Below are 20,964 nucleotides of genomic sequence, written 5' to 3' on the forward strand. Positions count from 1 at the left end.
CCACTCCCGATTCTCCATTCTCACGCCCACGGTGGGCTGTACTTGATCTTCAAGGTGCGCACTGCCGGGTCGGCGCGCAGGCTGTCCATCAGGTGCTGGTCGATGCGGACCGAGTGGCTGCCGTTGAGGTCGAGCATGCCGGCCACGCCGCCGCTTTGGGCGCGTAGCAGTAGGTCCAGGCGTAGCGGCGTCTTGCCGGGGCGGTGCTTGGCCAGCAGCGCATCGATGCGCTTCCAGGCCTGCTTTTCGCGCAGGTCCAGGCGCAGCGACAGCCGTTGCGCATGGTCGGCGCAGATCTGCTCGTAGTCCCAGCATTGGCGGATGCGCAGGCTGTAGCCGCCGTTGAATTCGTCCTCGCGCAGGCCGCCCTTGACGATCAGGATGCGGTCGCGGGTGAGCAGATGCCCGAACTCGGCCATCGCATCGGAGAACGCGCTGCACTCGACCCGGCCACGGCCGTCTTCCAGTTGCACGAACACCTGGCTGTCGCCCTTGCGGCGCACGCCGACCACCAGGCCAGCGAGAATGGCACTGACTTCCGGGCGCCAGGCACGTTTTTCGCCATCGCCGCCGCCCCCGCCGCCGCCACGCTGTTGCGAGGCGAGAATCTTTTCCAGCGCCCCCAGATCGCAGCCGACCAGTTCGCGCACTTCGTCGCGGTGCGGGTCGAACGGGTGGCCGCTGAGGTAGAAGCCCAGCGTTTCGCGCTCGCCGGTGAGCAGTTGGCCCAGCGGCCATTCCTTGCTTTCGGGCAGGTCCAGACGCAGTGCCGGGGCACTCGGGTCTGGCCCGCCGAACAGCGAGTTCTGTCCCGAGGCGCGTTCGCGCGCCATCTGCTCGGTGGCTTTCATCACCTCCGGCAGCTGCAGCATCAGCGAGGCGCGGTTCTTGCCCAGGCCGTCCATCGCGCCGGCATTGACCATCGCCTCCAGCGTGCGCCGGTTGAGCTTTGCGGTGCCCACGCGCGTGCAGAAATCCAGCAGCGTAGTGTAGGGGCCGCCGCGCTCGCGTTCTTCGATGATCGCCTCGCACGCGCCCTGGCCGACGCCCTTGATCGCGCCCAGGCCGTATTGAATCGTGTCCGGGGTGGCGGCCTCGAACATGTAGGCCGATTCGTTGACGCGCGGCGGCCTGACGGTCAGGCCGAGGTTGCGCACTTCATCGAGGAAGCCGACCACCTTGTCGGTGTTGTCCATGTCCGAAGACAGCGTGGCGGCCATGAACTCGGCCGGGTAGTGCCGTTTCAGCCAGGCGGTCTGGTAGCTGACCAGCGCGTACGCGGCGGCGTGCGACTTGTTGAAGCCGTAGCCGGCGAACTTCTCCATCAGGTCGAAGATTTCGTCGGCCTTGGCCGCACTCACGCCGCCCTTGGCCGCACCTTCGCGGAAGATCTCGCGGTGCTTGGCCATTTCGGCCGGCACTTTCTTGCCCATCGCGCGGCGCAGCAGGTCGGCGCCGCCCAGCGAATAATCGCCGACGATCTGCGCCATCTGCATGACCTGCTCCTGGTACACCATGATCCCGTAGGTGTCCTTGAGGATGGCCTCGGTACGCGGATCCGGATAGATGATCTCCTGCTGGCCGTGTTTGCGCGCGTTGAAGTCCGGGATCAGGTCCATCGGGCCGGGGCGGTACAGCGACACCAGCGCGATCAGGTCTTCGAAACGGTCCGGGCGCGCGTCCTTGAGCAGGCGGCGCATGCCCGAGGATTCGAACTGGAACACCGCACCGGTATTGCCCGAGGCGAACACGCCCTTGTAGGTGGGCACGTCGTCGAGCGGCAGGGTGGTGATGTCGACCGGGTCGATGCCGGCGCGCGCGTGGCGCACGTTGATCGCCTTGACCGCCCAATCGATGATGGTCAGCGTGCGCAGGCCGAGGAAGTCGAACTTGACCAGGCCGACCGCTTCGACGTCGTCCTTGTCGAACTGGGTGACCTGATTCTTGCCGCGTCCGTCGGCGTCGTGTTCGGCAAACAGCGGGCAGAATTCGGACAGCGGCTCGGGCGCGATCACCACGCCGCCGGCGTGCTTGCCGGCGTTGCGGGTGAGGTCCTCGAGTTGGCGCGCCAGGTCCATCAGGTCGCGCACGTCGTCTTCGACCTGGTAGCGCTGGATCAGGTCCGGCGATGCCATCTCCGAATCCTTGCCTTCGCCCATCGCATCCTTGAGCGTGATGCCCAGGATGTTGGGGATCAGCTTGGCCACGCTGTCGACCAGGCCATAGGTGAAACCGAGCACGCGCCCGGCGTCGCGCACCACCGCCTTGGCCGCCATGGTGCCGTAGGTGATGATCTGGCTGACCCGCTCGCGCCCGTACTTGCGCGCCACGTAGTCGATCACCTCGTCGCGGCGATCCATGCAGAAGTCGATGTCGAAGTCGGGCATCGACACGCGCTCTGGATTCAAGAAGCGCTCGAACAGCAGGTTGTACGGCAGCGGGTCCAGATCGGTGATCTGCAGCGCCCAGGCCACCAACGAGCCGGCACCGGAACCGCGGCCCGGGCCGATCGGAATGCCCTGGTTCTTGCCCCACTGGATGAAGTCGGCCACGATCAGGAAGTAGCCGGGGAAGCCCATCTTGATGATGGTGTCCAGCTCGAATTCCAGCCGGTCCACGTAATCCTGGCGGGTCTTGCCGGGGGCGATCGGGCTTTTTTCCAGGCGTGCGGCCAGACCGTCGCGCGCCTGGCTGCGGATCCAGCTGTCCAGCGTTTCGTCTTCCGGCACCGGATAGGCGGGCAGGAAGTAGGTGCCCAGGCGCATCTCGATATTGCAGCGTTGCGCCAGCGCGTGGGTGTTGTCGATCGCGTCGGGCACGTCGGCGAACAGCGCGGCCATCTCGTCTGCAGACTTCAGGTACTGCTGGTCGCTGTACTCGCGCGGGCGCTTGGGGTCGTCGAGCACGCGGCCGGACGAAATGCACACACGCGCTTCGTGCGCATTGAAGTCGCTGGCGTACAGAAAGCGCACGTCGTTGCTGGCCACCACCGGCAGGCCACGCACGCCGGCCGCATGCAGGGCGAACTGGTTGAAGCGTTCTTCGCCCTCGCGCCCGGTGCGGGTGAGCTCCAGATGCAGGCCATCGCCGAACACGCGTTGCCAGTCGGCCAGCTGCTGCTCGGCCAGGTCGGCGCGGCCCTCTGAAAACAGGCGCCCGGCCAGGCTGTCGCGGCCGGCCAGGGCGAACAGGTTGGCGTGGCCGCTCTGCAGCCATTCGGGGTGGATGGCCACGCCGCCTTCGGGGCGGTGGCCTTCCATCCAGGCGCGGGTGAGCAGCCGAGACAAGCTCAGGTAGCCTTCGCGGTCGCGGCACAGCAGGGTCATGCGCCAGGGCGTCATGTCCGGGGTGGCGATCATCACGTCGGCGCCGGCGATCGGCTTGATGCCGACGCCTTCGGCGGCCTTGTAGAACTTGACCAGCGCGAACAGGTTGTTGAGGTCGGTGACTGCCAGCGCGGGCATGTCGAGCTCGACCGCGCGGCTCAGCAGGTTGGCCTGCTTGGCCTTTTTCGGGTCAGCCTGATCCGGTTTCTCGGGCACGCGGATGGTGGAATCCGCCAGCGAGAACTCGGTGTGGACGTGCAGATGGACGAAGCGGGAAGTGGACATGCGAGACCGGAATAATGCGTGGTCAGGGTAGCGAGCGCGGTCGGGTCGAACAAGGCTTGACAGCACCGGCGCAGGGCTGCGGCCAGACGCCACGGGGGCTGGCCGGTGCAGCCGATTCAGGGTTTGGCTAGCTGCATGGAGGGCAGCGATGGCGATTGCGCGGATCGGGGTGCGTGCGGGGCTGCGCGAGCACAACGCGCGCTGTTCGACGCCAGTGCCCAACCGGCCCGCATGCGCGCGGATGGATGGCCCCGATATCGGGCCAGGTCCCCTGGATCCCCTGGACTGCGGTCGGTCAGTCGGCCAGCAGCAGGCCATCGGCCGGGGCCACGCAGGGCACGTCCCAGTTCGACGGGGCGGCGGTCTCGATCCCCAGCGCACGCCGCACCGGTGCGAAGCTGCGGCGATGCTGCGGGCAGGGCCCGTGGGTCTGCAGCGCGGCCAGATGCACCGGCGTGGCGTAGCCCTTGTGCTGGTCGAAGCGGTATTCGGGATGCTGCGCGTGCAACTCATGCATCAAACGGTCGCGGGTGACCTTGGCTAAGATCGAGGCGGCCATGATGGCGCGGTCGAGCGCATCGCCACCGATCAAGGCCTCGGCCGGGCAGGGCAGCCCTTTGGGCACGCGGTTGCCGTCGATACGCGCGAACCCGGCCACATGCGCCACCCCTTCCACCGCGCGGCGCATGCCCAGCATGGTCGCCTGGTAGATGTTGATGCGGTCGATCTCTTCGCTGTCGATCAAGACCACCGACCAGGCCAGCGCCCGCTCGACGATGCGCGCGTACAACTGCTCGCGCCGCTGCGCGCTCAGCTGCTTGGAATCGTCCAGCCCGTTGATGCGCGGCTTGCTCGGGTCGAACACCACCGCCGCCACCGCCACCGGCCCGGCAAGCGGGCCGCGGCCGGCTTCGTCGACGCCGGCGATCAAGCGCGAATCGGGAATCGGGATTGGGGAATCGTGGAAGAGCGCGTCCTGCGTCGTCGCAACGACAACGGCACTGTGGGAGCTCGAGCGCTTCATGGCCCAACTCCTGCCGATTCCCCATTCCCGATTCCCAATTCCGGCTGCGTCAGCAGCCCAGCCACCGCATCGGCCGCGCGTGCCGATGCGTCGCGGCGCAGCTCTGCGTGCAGGGCCAGATACCGCGGCTGCAGCGCGGCGACTTTCTCCGGGTGCTTGAACCAGTCCAGCAGCGCCACGCACAGGCGCTCCGGGGTGCACTCGTCCTGCATCAGCTCGGGCGCCAGATCGTCGTTGGCCAGGATGTTGGGCAGCGCATAGCGGTTGACCTTGAGCAGGCCCAGCGTCTTGACGATGCGGTAAGTGAGCGGGGCGACCTTGTAGCCGACCACCATCGGGCGCTTGACCAGCATCGCCTCCAGCGTGGCGGTGCCGGAGGCCAGCAACACCACGTCGGCAGCCAGCATCGCGGTGCGCGCCTGGCCGTCGAGCAGGTGCGAACGCAGCACCGGCAGCGACGAGTGCGACAGCTGTTCGGCCAGCAATTGCTTGCAGCCAGGGTTGGCTGCCGGTACCAGCACATGCAGGTTGGGCAGATGTTCGGACACCAGCCAGGCGGCCTGGAAAAACGTATCGCCGAGCTTGCTGATTTCGCCATGCCGGCTACCTGGCAACACCGCCAGCACGGTGCTGGAGGCAGACAGGCCCAACTTGGCGCGCGCGGCCGCGCGATCGGCCTGGTAGGCGATATCGTCGGCCATCGGGTGGCCGACAAACCGCGCATCGATGCCGTGCCGGGCGTAGATCGGCGGCTCCATCGGAAACAGGCACAGCACCAGGTCGGCGCTGGCACCGATCTTTTCCGCGCGCTTCTCGCGCCATGCCCACACCGAGGGACTGACGTAATGCACGGTGCGCACGCCACGCTGCTTGAGCCAGCGCTCGACCGAAAGATTGAAGTCGGGCGCGTCGATGCCGATGAACACATCCGGCTTCCAGGCCAGCACGCGCTCGCGGAAGGCGCGGCGCAGCTTCAACAGCCGCGGCAGATGCTGCAGCACTTCGGTCAGGCCCATCACCGCCAGCTCGCTGGCATCGAACCAGGTCTGGCAGCCGGCGCCACGCATCGCATCGCCACCGATGCCGACGAATTCGGCAGTCGGATAACGGCGGCGCAATTCATCGATCAACCCGGCACCCAGGATGTCGCCGGAAGCTTCGCCGGCAATCAGCGCGATGCGCGGAGCGCGCTCGCGCGCGCTGGGAATCGGGAGTGGGGAATGGGGAATCGGCAGTGCCGTCGGGTGGCCGACGACAGACGCGTCGTCGTGCGCGCCTGCAGCGATTCCCGACTCCCGATTCCCGATTCCCGTCATCGCAACAACGGCCTTTCCGCCGCCTCGATGAACTCGAGCAACCCGCGCACGTCCTCGCTGCTCTTGGCCTGTTCGGCCAGCTGCAGTTTGGCCTCGCTCAGCGGCAGGCCGGCGACGTACAGCGTGCGGTAGGCGCGCTTGATCGCGGTGATGCGCTCGGCATCGAAGCCGCGGCGCTTGAGCCCTTCGCTATTGATGCCGCGTGGGCGGCCCAGCGATTCGCTGCCGACCATGGTGAACGGCGGTACGTCGCCATTGGTCAGCGCGCCCATGCCCAGGAAGGCGTGCGCGCCGATCCGGCAGAACTGATGCGCGCCGGCAAAGCCGCTGATGATCACGTAGTCGCCCACGGTCACGTGGCCGGCCAGCGTGGTGTTGTTGGAAAACACGCAGTGATTGCCCACATGGCAGTCGTGCGCCACGTGCGTGTAGGCCAGCATCCAGTTGTCGTCGCCGACCACCGTGATGCCGCCACCGCCGCCGGTACCGCGATTGATGGTGACGAATTCGCGGATCACATTGCCGTGCCCGATCACCAGTTCGGTGCGCTCGCCGGCGTACTTCTTGTCCTGCGGCTCGCCGCCGATCGCCGCGTGGCCGATGAAGCGGTTATTGAGGCCGATCCGGGTCGGGCCATGGATCGAGCAATGCGGCCCGACCTCGGTGCCCGCGCCGATCTCCACATCGGCGCCGATCAGCGAAAACGCGCCGACACGGACGTCGTCTGCCAGCGTTGCCGAGGGATCGATGACCGCCGTGGGATGAATCAAAGGTGTCGAATCACGCATCGTGTCTTACTCCGAAAGCGGGTTATTACCTGGCGCCGGCGCACATCACCTCGGCACTGGCCACCACTTCGCCATCGACCTTGGCCTCGCCGTAGAAGCATCCCACGTTACGGATCAGGCGCTTCATCTTCACCTCCATGATCAACACATCGCCCGGGATCACCTGCTTGTTGAAGCGGGCGTTGTCGACCTTGACCATGTAGAACAATTGCGACAGCGCATCGCGGCCCAAGCCGAGTTGGGTCATCACGCCACCGACCTGCGCCAGTGCCTCGATGATCAGCACGCCCGGCATCACCGGACGGTTCGGGAAGTGGCCCTGGAAGAACGGTTCGTTGATGGTGACGTTCTTCTGCGCCACGATCCACTTGGTTTCCAGATCGAGTTCGAGGACCCGGTCGACCAGCAGAAACGGGTAGCGGTGCGGGAGCAGCGTCTGGATCTGACTGACGTCGATCGGCAGCTCATACGTGGGGTGACTCATTCTTTCTCCTTGCCCACAGCCAGAATGCGCCTTGCCAGCACATCGAGTTGTTTGAAGCGCGCGGCATTCTTGCGCCACGTGCGATTGTCGGTGAGAGGGGTGCCGGACGAATACTCGCCCGGCGCATGGATGGAATTGCGCACCACCGATTTGCCGGTGATCACGACCTTGTCGCAGATCTCCAGATGCCCGACCACGCCGACGTGGCCGCCGAGCAGACAGTAACGGCCGATCTTGGCGCTGCCGGCAATGCCGGTGCAGCCGGCGATCGCGCTATGCGCACCGATATGGCAGTTGTGCGCAATCTGTACCAGGTTATCCACGCGCACGTCTTCTTCCAGCACGGTGTCTTCCAGCGCGCCGCGGTCGATGCAGGTGTTGGCGCCGATCTCGCAATCGTCGCCGATCGCCACACCGCCCAGTTGCGGCACCTTGATCCAGTGGCCGGCATCCATCGCCAGGCCGAAACCGTCGGCGCCGATCACCGCGCCGGGGTGAATGCGCACCCGCCTGCCCAGGCGCACGCGGGTCACCAGGGTGACGCGGGCGATCAGTTCGCTGCCATCGTCCACCACGCAGTCTTCGCCGATGATGCTGCCGGTGCCGATCACGCAGCCATCGCCCACGCGGCTGCGCGCGCCGATGCTGACGAACGGGCCGACATGCGCGCTCGGCGAGACCTGTGCGGTGGGGTCGATCACCGCCAAGGGATGGATGCCCGGTTCGCGCACCGGCGCCACATCGAACAAGGCGGCGATCTTGGCGAACGCGGTATAGGGATCCTTGGCGACCAACGCAGTGCCGCGCGCGGCTTGCGCATCGTCGGCACGCAGGACAACGATGGCTGCCTGAGTGTCAGCCAGCAGCGGCCGATAGCGTGGGTTGGACAGGAAGCTCAGCTGCCCCGCGCCGGCATGCGCCAGGGTGGCGACACCGGTGACTTCGGTGGTGCCGTCGCCAACGACGGTCAACCCAAATTGTTCGGCAATCGCACTGGCGGTCAAGCGCATCAGGGTGAACCTCGCGTAAACGGTAAGTGGCTGGTTTTACGGAAAAAAAACGTTGCCAAACGTTTGCCAAACAGTCGGGCGTATCTCTGGCTGGGCCGCAACTGTGCGGCGAACCCAGGAAAAGCATATGAAAACTGTCCTCTCCATTTTCGGAAGCGTGATCCTGCTGGGCGCGGTTGCCAGTGCCTCGGCCGACGACTTCGCAGAACAGCGCGCCAACGTTCAGGGCTTCTGGGACCAGCAGGTCCAGTGCGTGGACTCGTCCGATTGGGGCGCCACCGCCACCTGCCTGGGCAACGTCTGGAACACCTACTTCTAAGTCCGGGTTTCAGACAGGAAGCAGTTCAAACAAACAATGGCGGCCCGAAGTTCGGGCCGCCATTGTTTTGCCTGCAGCTCTTAGAACTGGCCGCCGAAGGTGAACTGCAGACGTTCGATTTCGTCGTTGTCTTCCTTCTTCAGCGGGAACGCATAGCTGATCGAGATGGGGCCGACCGGTGCGCGCCACAGCAACGCCACGCCGGTGGACGCGCGCAGTTCGTTGGCCTTGAAGTTGTCCACGCCGCTGTACACGTTACCGAAGTCGAAGAATGCCGACACGCGCGCCGACGGGCTGTCGAACAGCTTCGGGAAATACATTTCCACCGAACCCACGGTCTTGAACGAGCCACCCAGCGGCTGGCCGCGATTGAAGCCGTTGATGGCTTCCGAACGCGGGCCCAGGGTGTTGTCTTCGAAGCCGCGTACCGAATTGGTGCCGCCGGCGTAGAAGTTCTCGTAGAACGGCAGGCCGGTGGCGGTGATGGTGCGTGACACGCCATTGCCATCGGTCACCACACGCGTGCTGTCGTTGCCGTAGCTGTCGCCATAGCCCAGTTCGAAGCGCGTGTTCAACACGATCGCCGGAATGATCGGCCAGTAGTTGGAGATCTGGTAATTGAGCTTGTAGTACTCGACCGTGGAGCCGGGCAGGGTGGTTTCCAGGCCGACGCGCTGGTACATGCCGCGGGTTGGCATGAAGAAATCGTTGCGGGTATCGCGCGCCCAGCCCAGCTCGGTACGCCAGGCGTGGAAGGTGCGTGTGCCGACCGCATCGATGTAATCGATGATCGCCCGCGGCGTCGTGCCCGGGAAGGTGGTGATCTGATTGCTGTCGATGCCGACCATTGCCGAGACGGTATCGTTCTCGGTGATCGGCACGCCGAACACCACCTGCGCCGAACCATTCTTGCTGTTGAACTGCGCGGTGTTGAAGTCCGAGTAGTCGAGTGCGCGCCAGGACAGGTTGTAGCCCAGCGACACGCCGTCGTCGGTAAAGAACGGGTTGGTGTAGGAGAACGCGTAACGCTGCTGGAAGGTGCTGCGCGAAGCTTCCACCGCCACGCGGTTACCGCCGCCCAGGAAGTTGTTCTGCGACAACTGCACCGAGGTGGTCACACCGAAGCTCTGCGAGTAACCCAGGCCGAACACGAAGCTGCCGGAGGTGGTTTCCTTGACGTTGTAGACCACGTCGACCTGGTCGTTGCTACCCGGCACAGCCGGCGTTTCCACGTCCACGCTCTCGAAATAGCCCAGGCGCTGCAGACGGATCTTGGAACGGTCGATCGCCGCCTGCGAGTACCAGGTGTTTTCGAACTGGCGCATCTCGCGGCGCAACACTTCGTCGGAGGTGCGGCTGTTGCCCTTGTACAGGATGCGGCGCACGGTCACGCGCGGGCCCGGCACCACCTGCAGGTTCACCGCAACGGTGCGGTCCTCGCGGTTCGGCGTCGGAATCGGGTTGACCTTGGCGAACGCGTAACCGACGTTGCTCAGCGTGTTGGTGATCGCATCGGAGGTGTATTCCAGCAACGCGCGCGAAAAGATGTCGCCGGCCTTGGGAATGACCAGGCGCTCGATGTCGGCCTGCGGCAACACGGTGTCGCCGGTGACCTTGATCTCGGAAATCTTGTACTGCTCGCCCTCGGTGACGCCGGCGCTGACGAACATGTCGCGCTTGTCGGGGCTGATCGACACCTGGGTGGAGTCGATGCTGAAGTCCACGTAGCCGCGGTCCAGGTACCAGGAGTTGAGCTTCTCCAGGTCGCCGGACATCTTTTCCTTGGAGTACTGGTCGTCGCGGCGATACCACGAGGCCCAGTTGTGCTCCTTGGATTCCCAGTTTTCCAGGATGTCCTCGTTGGCGAACTTCTCGGTGCCGATCAGGTTGACGTGGCGGATCTTGGCCGCCTTGCCTTCCTTGATCGCGATGGCCACGTCCACGCGGTTGCGATCCAGCGGGCTCACCGTCGGGGTGATCTCCACGTTGTACTTGCCGCGGTTGTTGTACTGGCGGGTCAGTTCCTGGGTCACGCGGTCCAGGCTCAGCCGGTCGAAGGTGCCGCCTTCAGTCAGGCCGATGTCGCCCAGGCCCTTGAGCAGCTCTTCGGACTTGATGTCCTTGTTGCCAGTCACGGTGAGCTTGTTGATCGCCGGGCGCTCCTTGACCGTGATCACCAGGATGTTGCCCTGGCGATCCAGCTGCACGTCTTCGAAGAAGCCGGTGCGGTACAGCGCGCGGATCGAGTCGGCAACCTTGCCATCGTCCACGGTATCGCCGCGATTCACCGGCAGATAGGTGAACACGGTGCCGGAGGCAATGCGCTGCAGGCCGTCGACGCGGATGTCGCTGGCAACGAACGGCTCGGCCGCCAGGGCGAGGGCTGGCAGGCTGAGGCCGGCGGCAAGAGCGAGGGCAAGCAGGCGGCGAGTGGGAAGACGCGTCATGTCACATCCGGTTGGAGTCGATTTCGGGTGTTGCTGGATGCCGACGTATGACGACGACAACAGGCGGAAAGGGTGGAGCGGTTTCATCGTGGAAGCAGGCCGAGGATGTCGTTGTAGAACGCCAGTCCCATCAGCCCTGCCAGGAGCGCCAGGCCGACATATTGCCCGGCAATCATGGACCGTTCGCTGATCGGGCTGCCCTTGATCAACTCGATAAGGTAATACAGCAGATGCCCACCGTCCAAGATCGGGATGGGCATCAGGTTGATGATCGCCAGGCTCAGCGACAGCAATCCCAGGAAATACAGGAACCAGTCGAGCCCGCGTTCGGCCGAGGCATTGGCGGCGCGCGCAATGGTGACCGGGCCGGAGATGTTTTTCACCGAGGCCTGGCCGGTCAGCATGCGCTTCATCATGCCCAGCGAATCGGCGGTCATCTTGCCGGTTTCGCGGATGGCCGCAGGGACGGCGGCGAACAGGCCGTACTGCTGGCGGCTGTCGTAGGCCGGGGCAGGCGCGGTGGCAAACCCTACGCCCAGCATCCACTGTCCTTGCGGCGACTTGCGCGGGGCAATTTCCAGCGCCAGCCGGTCTTCGCCGCGTGCGACCTCGATCATGCCGTTCCCGCCCTGCGCGCCCAGCGTCTGCAGCTGGGCAGGAATCTCGTCGGCCGAGCGGATCGGCTGGCCATCGATGGCCACGATGCGGTCGCCCGGCTTGAGCACGCCCTCGGCCGCAGAGCCGGCGACCACCTGACCCACCACCGGCGGCTGCAGCATGAATTGCCAGCCGATGCCGGCCAGCGCGGCCACGCGGCGCTCGTCGAAACCGGCCGGCAGCTGCGACAGGCGCAGGGTGTGCTCGCTGTTGCCGGCGCCCTCGGCGGCGCTCAGCACGCGGATATCGCGCCTGTCCATCGCTGCGGTGGTGAGCTGCATGCTGGCGTCGCTCCAACTGCTCACGTTGCGGTCGTCGATCCGCACGATGCGCTCGCCAGGCGTCAGTCCGGCTTCGGCGGCCAGGCCATCGGCACGGCCGACGGTGGCCGAATAATCCTGCTTGCCGACCACGAACATCGCCCACAGCATTGCCATGCACAGCAACAGGTTGGCGATCGGACCGGCGGCGACAATGGCGATGCGTTGCCACACCGTCTTGCGATTGAAGGCCTGATCCTGCTCGGCCGGATGCACCTCGCCTTCGCGCTCGTCGAGCATCTTGACGTAGCCGCCCAGCGGAATCGCGGCGATCGCGAACTCGGTACCGTGGCGGTCGCGGCGCATCCACAACGGCTTGCCGAAACCCACCGAAAACCGCAGCACCTTGACGCCGCAGCGGCGCGCAACCCAGAAGTGCCCGAATTCGTGAAACGTCACCAACACGCCCAGGCTGACGATCATCCACCAGACCGAACCGATGAAATCACCCATGGATGCAACTCGGCTGCGTGGATCGATCAGGCATGAAAGGAATGATGGGCGAGGGCGCGTTCAGTAATCTGCCGTGCTTGGGCATCGGCAGAAAGAAGGGTGTCGAGGGTGTCGGCATTGTGCCGTGGGAGCGTTGTCAGTGTGTGTTCGACCAACGCTGGGATCGCTAGGAAACCCACTTTGCCCTGAAGAAAGGCTGAAACAGCCACTTCGTTGGCCGCGTTCAGGATCGCTGGCGCGGTTCCGCCGGCCTCCAGTGCCTCCCAGGCTAGCCGCAGACACGGAAATGCGGCGGTGTCCGGCGCTTCGAAATCCAGTCGCCCCTGGGTCAGCAGGTCCAGCCCGGCAACGCCCGATTCCACCCGCTCCGGCCATGCCAGACCGACCGCCAGGGTGGTGCGCATGTCCGGCAGGCCAAGCTGGGCCAGGGTGGAGCCGTCGACGAATTCGACCAGCGAATGCACCAGGCTTTGCGGGTGCACCAGCACATCGATCTGCGCGCCGGGCAGGCCGAACAGATGGTGCGCTTCGATCACTTCCAGGCCCTTGTTCATCAGCGTGGCCGAATCCACCGAAATCTTCGGGCCCATCGACCATTTGGGATGCGCGACCGCTTGCGCCGGGGTGACCGCGCCCAGTGCGGCGCGCTTCCAGCCACGGAACGGGCCGCCGGAGGCGGTCAGGATCACCCGCCGCACGCCACGGCTGGCGTCGCAGGAGCGCAGGCACTGGAAGATGGCGCTGTGTTCGCTGTCGATCGGGATGATCTCCGCGCCCGCCGCCGCCGCGGTGCGGGTCAGCAGCTCGCCGGCCAGCACCAGCGATTCCTTGTTGGCCAGCAGCAGGCGCTTGCCGGCGCGCGCGGCAGCCAGGGTCGAAGGCAGGCCGGCGGCGCCCACGATGGCGGCCACCACGGTGTCGCAGGCATCGCTGCCGGCCAGTGCATCCAGCGCTTCGCTACCGGCATGTGCCTGCGTGGCCAGGCCTGCCGCACGCAAGCCATCGCGCAGCGCCGGGTACAGGGAGTGGTCGGCAATCACCGCATGCGCGGGCCGATGCGCGGCGCATAGCGTCAGCAATGCCTCGACCTTGTTACCGGCCGACAGCACGCTGGCGCGCAGCCGCTCGGGGTGACGGGCGATCACGTCCAATGCCGACGCACCGATCGAGCCGGTGGCGCCGAACACGGCGACCTGACGGAGAGAGGAGCCAGCCATGCCTAGAATCCGAGAATTTCCTTGCCGAGTGCGAACACCGGCAGGGCGGCGAGCACGCCATCGATGCGATCCAGCACGCCGCCGTGGCCAGGAATCACCGCGCCCGAATCCTTGGCGCCGGCGTGGCGCTTGAGCAGGCTCTCGAACAGGTCGCCCAGCACCGAGGCCAGCACCGCAATGGCAGAGACCAGCATCAGCTGCGGCACATGTGCCAGGGTCAGACCGGCCAGCCAGCCGAATGCGCAGGCGACCACGATGCCGGCAAGCATGCCGCCGAGCAGGCCTTCGATGGTCTTGTTCGGGCTGACGCGCGGCGCCAGCTTGTGCCTGCCGAACGCGCGACCGGCGAAATACGCGCCCGAATCGGCCGCCCACACCATGGTCAGCGCGGTCAGCAACCACAGATTGCCCTTGTCCGGATTGGCGTGCAGCAGCACCAGCGCGGCCCAGGCCGGCAGCACCGCCAGCGTGCCGGCGGCCAGTTTGAGCGCACGCGCCTGGCCGTTGCCGTGGTCGGCGCCAAAGGTGAAAAAGCGCAGCCAGAGCAAGGCCAGCAGCCACCAGGCCACGCCCACCAACGCGGCAATCTGGAACAGCACCATGGAGCCGGCCGACGCCCACACCATCAGCACCATCAGCAGCAGATTGAGCATCAGCAGCACGGTGCGCGGCAGGCTGTCGTCGATGCCGGACAGCTTGAGCCACTCCCACAGGCCGGTCAGGAACAGGATCGCCGCCAGCGCTGCCAGCCATTGGGTCGGCAGCAGCACGATCGCGCAGATGGCGAGCGGCGCCATGATCAACGCGGCAATCACGCGGGTCCTGGTCATGCGGAGGAGGCCTCTGTCGCCTTGTCGGCAATCTGGGCGCTGGTCAGGCCGAAGCGACGTTCGCGCCCGGCATAGTCGTCCAGTGCCTGCTGCAGCACTGCGGCATCGAACTCCGGCCACAGGGTTTCGGTGAACCACAGTTCGGTGTAGGCCAGCTGCCACAACAGGAAATTGCTGATGCGGGTGTCGCCACCGGTGCGGATGAACAGATCCGGCGCCGGCAGGTCGGCCAATGCGATCCGGCTGGCCAGCAGGGCTTCGTCGATCTGCTGCGGCTGCAGGCGGCCGGCAGCCACCTCTTCGGCCAGTGCACGTGCGGCCAGCGCGATGTCCTGGCGGCCGCCGTAGCTGGCAGCGATGCTCAGCACCAGCCGCGAGTTGGCGGCGGTGATGCGTTCGGCGCCGGCCATGCGCTCGCGCAGCGGCGCGGCAAAGCGGCTGCGGTCGCCGATGAAGCGCACTTGCACGCCACGCCGCTGCAGCTCATCGACCTCGCGATCGAGCGCATGCAGGAACAGCTTCATCAAGGCATCGACTTCCTCCTGCGGGCGGCCCCAGTTTTCACTGGAAAACGCGAACAGGGTCAGCGCGCAGACGCCTTTTTCCAGGCAGAAATCGATGGTGCGATTGACCGCGCGCGCGCCTGCGCGATGGCCGATCATGCGCGGACGACGCCGACGCTGCGCCCAACGCCCATTGCCATCCATGATGATGGCGATGTGGCGCGGCACGGCGGCAGCGGAGGGTTCTGGATGCATGGCAGGCGATGCCACGATCAGACCGTCATCAGTTCCTGTTCCTTGCTCTTGACGACCTCATCCACGTCCTTGATGGCCTTGTCGGTGAGCTTCTGGATGTCGTCTTCGGCGCTGCGCGCCTCGTCTTCGGTGACTGCCTTGTCCTTGAGCAGATCCTTGACCTGCTGGTTGGCATCGCGACGGATGTTGCGGATGGCCACCTTGCTGTCTTCGCCTTCGCCATGCACGGACTTGCTGAGCTCCTTGCGGCGCTCCTCGGTCAGCGGCGGCAGGTTCAGACGGATCACGGTGCCGACCACGGTCGGGGTCAGGCCCAGATCCGAGGCATAGATCGCTTTTTCCACGTCCTTGATCATGCCCTTGTCGAACAGGCTGATGACCAGCGAGCGGCCTTCGGAGACGCTGATGCTGGCAACCTGATTCAAGGGGGTGTCGGTGCCGTAGGCCTTGACCTTGATGTTGTCCAGCAGCGCCGGAGAGGCGCGGCCGGTACGCACGGTGGTCAGGGAATGGCGCAGAGCATCGATGCTCTTGGTCATGCGCGTGAGCGCGTCTTGTTTGATCTGGTTGAGCATCGCCGGAATCCGTGTGGAGCTGAATCCGGGGATTATAGCCGGGACTGCGTTTTGAGACTTGCCGGCTCGCAGGGTCCTGCGCAGCCGGTTCACTTGCGGCGCCGCTTCAGCCCGGCGGCGCTATCGGTGACGTGTCAGCGCAGTCCCCGGCAGCGCGCCTTTGCGAATCCCGAATCCCGGTTCCCCAATCCCAGCCTCAGCTGCGGCCCTGAACCAAGGTGCCGATCTGCTCGCCGTGCAGGATGCGCAGCAGCACACCGGGCTCGCTCATGCCGAAGATGCGCAGCGGCAGGTCGCTGTCGCGTGCCAGGGCGAAGGCGGCGGTGTCCATCACTTCCAGGCCCTGCAGGATGACCTGGTCGTAGGTCAGGGTGTCGTAACGCACCGCATCGGTGTGCTTCTTCGGATCCTTGTCGTAGACGCCGTCGACCTTGGTTGCCTTGAGCAGCAGGTCGGCGCCGATCTCGATCGCGCGCAGCGCCGCACCCGAGTCGGTGGTGAAGAACGGGTTGCCGGTGCCGGCGGCGAAGATGGCGATGCGGCCCTTTTCCAGATGACGGATCGCGCGCCGGCGGATGAAGTCTTCGCACACGTCGTTGATCTTGATCGCGCTCATCACGCGTACCTTGGCGCCGAGCTTTTCCAGCGCGTCCTGCATCGCCAGTGCGTTGATCACGGTGGCCAGCATGCCCATGTGGTCGCCGGTGACGCGGTCCATGCCGCTGGCGGCCAGGCCGGCGCCGCGGAAGATGTTGCCGCCGCCGATCACCAGCGCGACCTGCGCGCCGGCCTGCTGCGCTTCGATCACCTCATGGGCGAGGCGGTTGATGACCTTGGGGTCGATGCCGTAATCCCCGTCTCCCATCAGCGCCTCCCCGGAAAGTTTGAGAAGAATGCGGCGATAGGGAAGTGCAGACATGGGGGAGACCTCGGTGTGGGGGATCGGCAAACGCCGGCAAGTCTAGCGGAAGCCTGTCACCGGGCGTGGTAAAAATTCGCTTGTCGGGGCGTGACGTGATGCGTTGCTCAGTGCGCGCGCGGCGGCTGCGGGGCTGGTACATCGGTCGCATCGTAGGCGGTGACACGGTTGCGGCCGCGATGCTTGGAGCGATACAGCGTGCTGTCGGCAGCCTGCAATAAATGCTCGATGCTTTCGAACTGGCGGCCGCCGCCGCCATGCGTGGCCAGCCCTGCGGAGAAGGTGATGTGCAGCGGTCCGCTCTGCAATTGCGCCATCGGCGTGCGTGCGGTTTCGACCAGGATGCGCTCGATCACCATCAACGCCGCTTCGGCTGTGGTGTTGGGCAGGATCACCAGAAATTCTTCGCCGCCATAGCGTGCGACCAGGTCGCTGGTGCGCACCATCCGCTGCAGTGTCTGCGCAAAATTGCGCAGCACCTCGTCGCCGATCAGATGCCCATGCGAATCGTTGACGCGCTTGAAGTCGTCCAGGTCGATGAAGGCGATCGACAGCGGCCAGCTCTGGCGCGATGCAAGCTCGAATTCGTGCTCGAGCGCAGTGCCGAGCTGGTGCCGATTGAACACGCCGGTGAGTGCGTCGCGGCTGGCCTGTTCGGCCAGATGACGCATGCGGTTTTCCGATTCGTCGGCATGCCGGCGCGCTTCGGCCACATCCTGCAACTCGCGCAGGCTGCGCAGCATCGCCAACTCGCGGGCCTGCTCGAAGATCATCTGGATGTGCTCGGGCTGCGGCACGCGGATGTCGAACAGGGCTTCCAGTTCGGGCAGCGATTCGGCGATGCGCTCGATCACTTTTTCGAAGCGTTCGGCGTCCAGTTCCAGCACCTGCTGGGCCTGCTGTTGCGCGTGTTCGGTGGCGGTGACTGCGCTGGCCGACAGCCAGATATCGGCCAGCCGCCCGGACAGCGCGACACAGGCCATGAACGGTTCCAGGCTGGCTGGCTCCTGTTCGCTTTGCGCGATCGCGTTCTGCAGATATGGCGGCAATTGCCATTGATGCGCAAGCCAGGCGCCGACCTCGGCATGGGTTGCGCCCAGGTGTTCGCGCTCGGCTTCCAGCAACGCGGTGTTGTCCGGTGCCTGTTCCAGCAACGGCGCATACAGCGCGGGTGCGCCTTGCAGCAGGGCCAGCTTGCCGATGTCCTGCAGCAGGCCGGCCAGCATCAATTCTTCGGGTTTGCGGATGCCGTAGGCCTGCCCGAGGATGCGGCTGGCCAGTGCGCACAAGCCGGCACGCCGCCAGATACGATCGTGCAGCGGATGCGCGGTGAAGGTGCTGCGCACGCCGTGCACCATCGAAAACCCAAGTGCCAGGCTCAAGGTGGCGTTGAGGCCGAGCATGGTCAGCGCCTGGCCGAGGTTGTCGATGCGGCGGCGGCTGGCGTACAGCGGCGAATTGGCAACGCGCAGCATGCGTGCGCTCAATGCCATGTCCATGCCAATGACATTGGCCGTCGCGGTCATGTCCACATCGGGGTCCTGCGCAAGTTCAATGATGCGCAGCGCAACGCCGGGCGGCGATGGCAGATTGCGGCAGTAGTGCAGGGCGGCTTGGAGGTCTGGTTGCATGATTCATCGCCGACAGTGAGCGCAAGCATACAGCTGCGTTCGTTGAGTGGGGCACGCCAAGCCTTGCCATCGCTGCGCTGCGATGTGCGCGTTCTGGACGCTGAGAGCCTTGTCGGCATTCAGATTTAGCGGCCACCGTCACAACATCTGTAGAGTCGAGGTCGGTTGTCGGTGCGGTGTATGCGTGCGCTTCAGCTTTGAGCGTCAGTGCGGATGCGCATCAGGTTTCAGGCAAAAAAAAGCCGCGGCATGCCGCGGCTTTTTTTGCGTGTGGCGAAGATCAGGCCAGGCCGGCCTGCTTCATCACTTCGGCGGCGTAGTCTTCCACCACCTTCTCGATGCCTTCGCCAACGGCCAGGCGCTGGAAGCCGATCACCTCTGCACCGGCCGCCTTGACGGCCTGCTCGACGGTCTGATCGGTGTTCAGCACGTAGGGCTGCCCGTACAGCGTCACTTCGTTGATGATCTTGCTGATCTTGCCGCTGATGATCTTTTCCAGGATCTCGGCCGGCTTGGACTTGTCCTTCTCGGACATCTTGGCCAGTTCGATTTCCTTTTCCTTGGCAACGAACTCGGCCGGAACGTCGGCGGCCTTTACGTGCGGCGGGTTCATCGCGGCGATGTGCATGGCGATGCCGCGTGCCAGCTCGATGTCACCACCCTTCAGCTCGACCAGCACGCCGATGCGGCCGCCGTGCACGTAGGCTGCGACGTTGTTGGCGCTGTCGATGCGTACCAGGCGGCGCACCTGCAGGTTCTCGCCGACCTTGGCGATGACCGCAGCGCGGCGCTCTTCGATGGTCTCGCCGCTGTCGAGCTTGACGCTCTTCAGCGCTTCGGCATCGGCTGCGTCCGAGTTCAACGCAGCGGTGGCCACGGTCTCGGTGAAGGCCAGGAAGTTCTCATCCTTGGCGACAAAGTCGGTTTCGGAATTGATTTCGACCAGCACGGCCTTGCCGCCGGCCTGGGCGGTCGCGATGCGGCCTTCGGCGGCAACACGGTCGGCCTTCTTGTCGGCCTTGGCCAGACCCGACTTGCGCAGCCATTCGGCGGCGGCGTCGATGTCACCGGCGTTTTCGACAAGTGCCTTCTTGCACTCCATCATGCCGGCGCCAGTGCGCTCGCGCAGTTCCTTGACCAGGGAAGCAGTGATTTCCATGGAATTACCTCGTTTGGACGAATGCATGCGGCGGAGATGTTCCGCCAATGAGGAGACGGCGCAATGTGCTGGCCGCCCCCGTAGATGTCTTCAGTGGCCCGGGCGACGGGACGCCATGGTCCCGTCGGGGCTGCGGCCGCACAGCATGGTGCGGCCGCATTGCAGGCCGATTACTCGGCAGCAGGAGCAGCCGGAGCTGCGGCATCGGCCGGAGCGTCAGCCTTCTTTTCGGTCTTCTCGGCCTTCTTGGCCGGGGCGCGACGACCCTTGCCTTCGTCGGCGGATTCGGCCGAGAACTCTTCTTCGCGCACGGAGGCGGAGTTCGGAGCAGCAGCCTTGCCTTCCAGCACGGCGTCGGCAGCGGCGCGTGCATACAGCTGCACGGCACGGATGGCGTCGTCGTTACCCGGGATGGCGTAGTCGACCAGGGCCGGGTCGTAGTTGGTATCGACCACCGCGATCACCGGGATGCCGAGCTTCTTGGCTTCCTTGATGGCGATGTCTTCATGGCCGATGTCGATCACGAAGATCGCGTCGGGCAGGCGGTTCATTTCCTTGATGCCGCCGAGCGAGGCGTCCAGCTTCTCGCGCTCGCGACGCAGGCCCAGCACTTCGTGCTTGACCAGCTTCTCGAAGGTGCCATCGGTCTCGGCCGCTTCCAGTTCCTTCAGGCGCGCAACCGACTGCTTGACGGTGCGGAAGTTGGTCAGCGTGCCGCCCAACCAGCGCTGGGTCATGAACGGCATGTTGCAACGCTCGGCTTCTTCCTTGATGGACTCGCGCGCGCTGCGCTTGGTGCCCAGGAACAGGATGGTGCCGCGCTTCTGCGCGATCGAGGAGAGGAAGTTCATCGCGTCGTTGAAGAGCGGAACGGTCTTCTCGAGGTTGATGATGTGGATCTTGCCGCGCGCGCCGAAGATGTACGGCGCCATCTTGGGGTTCCAATAACGGGTCTGGTGACCGAAATGGACGCCGGCTTCCAGCATCTGACGCATGGTGACTTGGGGCATTGAAGTAATTCCTGGTAGCGGAATCGCCGTGCGCGGCTTGTTGTTGAAAAGTCCGCACATGGATGTGCGGGCTGTTGCGAGGGACTCGCATCAAAACGCACATGATTCCGGGGTTGGGCTTCCCTGTCGCCTCCGTGTCGAACCCCTCGCGGGGCACCCCGGCACGGATGGCGGCGGCAGGTGTGAATTCGTCGGTGACGTCCGACGTGGACGACGCAATGCGTAAAGACGCAAAACAGCCGGCGGAGTATAGCCGGCAGGGCGCGTCTGCGCAATTGGTCGGATTGGGGACGTCCAGCTGCGCTGAAGCTCAACAGCTTGGGCGCTTTGAGAGGTTCATTGGAGGTGTGGATGCTTCGGGGGCAGAGCAGCTGGTCTGTTGATTGGCTGCGGGGCCCTTGCCCGCCCACCATCGCGGGACACGCCGCAAGTACGT

The 20,964-nt window shown here is 65.2% G+C and carries 17 protein-coding genes; 1 reads left to right on the forward strand and 16 read right to left on the reverse strand.

What is annotated here, in order from left to right:
- Nucleotides 1–20: 20 nt before the first annotated feature.
- The 6 genes from dnaE to lpxD form a co-directional block, all read right to left on the reverse strand.
- Nucleotides 21–3,611 carry a DNA polymerase III subunit alpha gene (gene dnaE / locus NYR97_RS16265; protein WP_316694638.1) on the reverse strand — a complete coding sequence of 1,197 codons (3,591 nt, stop codon included), beginning with the start codon at nucleotides 3,609–3,611 and terminating at the stop codon, nucleotides 21–23.
- A 295-nt stretch (nucleotides 3,612–3,906) separates the two neighbouring features.
- The gene (gene rnhB / locus NYR97_RS16270) at nucleotides 3,907–4,635 is read right to left on the reverse strand and encodes a ribonuclease HII (RefSeq protein ID WP_316694640.1); all 729 of its coding nucleotides are present in this window, start codon (nucleotides 4,633–4,635) and stop codon (nucleotides 3,907–3,909) included.
- Entirely contained in the window at nucleotides 4,632–5,951 is a 1,320-nt protein-coding gene (gene lpxB, locus NYR97_RS16275; RefSeq protein ID WP_316694643.1) for a lipid-A-disaccharide synthase, read from the reverse strand. The genes rnhB and lpxB overlap by 4 nt, the downstream gene beginning before the upstream one ends.
- Nucleotides 5,948–6,739, reverse strand: coding sequence for an acyl-ACP--UDP-N-acetylglucosamine O-acyltransferase (gene lpxA / locus NYR97_RS16280; protein ID WP_316694645.1), 792 nt, complete (start codon nucleotides 6,737–6,739; stop codon nucleotides 5,948–5,950). Before lpxA ends, lpxB begins: the two co-directional genes overlap by 4 nt.
- A gap of 25 nt (nucleotides 6,740–6,764) precedes the next feature.
- Nucleotides 6,765–7,223, reverse strand: a complete 459-nt coding sequence (fabZ, locus tag NYR97_RS16285; protein ID WP_205391956.1) for a 3-hydroxyacyl-ACP dehydratase FabZ — start codon at nucleotides 7,221–7,223, stop codon at nucleotides 6,765–6,767.
- Complete coding sequence (gene lpxD, locus NYR97_RS16290; protein WP_316694649.1) at nucleotides 7,220–8,233, reverse strand: UDP-3-O-(3-hydroxymyristoyl)glucosamine N-acyltransferase; 1,014 nt, start codon at nucleotides 8,231–8,233, stop codon at nucleotides 7,220–7,222. The genes fabZ and lpxD overlap by 4 nt, the downstream gene beginning before the upstream one ends.
- A 127-nt stretch (nucleotides 8,234–8,360) precedes the next feature.
- Between lpxD and NYR97_RS16295 the strand changes: the two genes are divergently transcribed.
- Entirely contained in the window at nucleotides 8,361–8,552 is a 192-nt protein-coding gene (locus tag NYR97_RS16295; protein WP_316694651.1) for a hypothetical protein, read from the forward strand.
- Nucleotides 8,553–8,632: 80 nt separating this feature from the next.
- Here the strand turns inward: NYR97_RS16295 and bamA are convergent, their stop codons facing one another.
- The 10 genes from bamA to rpsB all read right to left on the reverse strand — a co-directional run bounded on the left by bamA (nucleotide 8,633) and on the right by rpsB (nucleotide 20,528).
- The gene (bamA, locus tag NYR97_RS16300; RefSeq protein ID WP_205391953.1) at nucleotides 8,633–10,999 is read right to left on the reverse strand and encodes an outer membrane protein assembly factor BamA; all 2,367 of its coding nucleotides are present in this window, start codon (nucleotides 10,997–10,999) and stop codon (nucleotides 8,633–8,635) included.
- An 83-nt stretch (nucleotides 11,000–11,082) separates the two neighbouring features.
- The gene (gene rseP, locus NYR97_RS16305; RefSeq protein ID WP_316694653.1) at nucleotides 11,083–12,429 is read right to left on the reverse strand and encodes an RIP metalloprotease RseP; all 1,347 of its coding nucleotides are present in this window, start codon (nucleotides 12,427–12,429) and stop codon (nucleotides 11,083–11,085) included.
- Between the two features lie 26 nt (nucleotides 12,430–12,455).
- Nucleotides 12,456–13,646: a 1-deoxy-D-xylulose-5-phosphate reductoisomerase gene (locus tag NYR97_RS16310; protein ID WP_316694654.1), complete on the reverse strand. Its 1,191-nt coding sequence runs from the start codon at nucleotides 13,644–13,646 to the stop codon at nucleotides 12,456–12,458.
- Between the two features lie 2 nt (nucleotides 13,647–13,648).
- A complete protein-coding gene (locus NYR97_RS16315) occupies nucleotides 13,649–14,476 on the reverse strand; it encodes a phosphatidate cytidylyltransferase (RefSeq protein ID WP_316694656.1) in 828 nt (275 codons plus the stop codon).
- Complete coding sequence (gene uppS, locus NYR97_RS16320) at nucleotides 14,473–15,234, reverse strand: polyprenyl diphosphate synthase (RefSeq protein ID WP_205391949.1); 762 nt, start codon at nucleotides 15,232–15,234, stop codon at nucleotides 14,473–14,475. Before uppS ends, NYR97_RS16315 begins: the two co-directional genes overlap by 4 nt.
- Nucleotides 15,235–15,251: 17 nt before the next feature.
- Nucleotides 15,252–15,809 (reverse strand): ribosome recycling factor, encoded by a 558-nt coding sequence (gene frr, locus NYR97_RS16325; RefSeq protein WP_205391948.1) that lies wholly within the window; start codon nucleotides 15,807–15,809, stop codon nucleotides 15,252–15,254.
- 196 nt (nucleotides 15,810–16,005) lie between these two features.
- Nucleotides 16,006–16,728, reverse strand: a complete 723-nt coding sequence (gene pyrH / locus NYR97_RS16330) for a UMP kinase (protein ID WP_205391947.1) — start codon at nucleotides 16,726–16,728, stop codon at nucleotides 16,006–16,008.
- A gap of 107 nt (nucleotides 16,729–16,835) precedes the next feature.
- On the reverse strand, nucleotides 16,836–18,359 hold the full coding sequence (locus NYR97_RS16335) for a sensor domain-containing diguanylate cyclase (protein WP_210761978.1): 1,524 nt from the start codon (nucleotides 18,357–18,359) through the stop codon (nucleotides 16,836–16,838).
- A gap of 280 nt (nucleotides 18,360–18,639) precedes the next feature.
- Entirely contained in the window at nucleotides 18,640–19,545 is a 906-nt protein-coding gene (gene tsf / locus NYR97_RS16340; RefSeq protein WP_486684774.1) for a translation elongation factor Ts, read from the reverse strand.
- A 143-nt stretch (nucleotides 19,546–19,688) separates the two neighbouring features.
- Nucleotides 19,689–20,528 (reverse strand): 30S ribosomal protein S2, encoded by an 840-nt coding sequence (rpsB, locus tag NYR97_RS16345; RefSeq protein WP_023903440.1) that lies wholly within the window; start codon nucleotides 20,526–20,528, stop codon nucleotides 19,689–19,691.
- Nucleotides 20,529–20,964 lie beyond the last annotated feature (436 nt).

It is taken from the genome of Xanthomonas hydrangeae (genome assembly GCF_032697525.1).
Lineage (GTDB): Bacteria > Pseudomonadota > Gammaproteobacteria > Xanthomonadales > Xanthomonadaceae > Xanthomonas > Xanthomonas hydrangeae.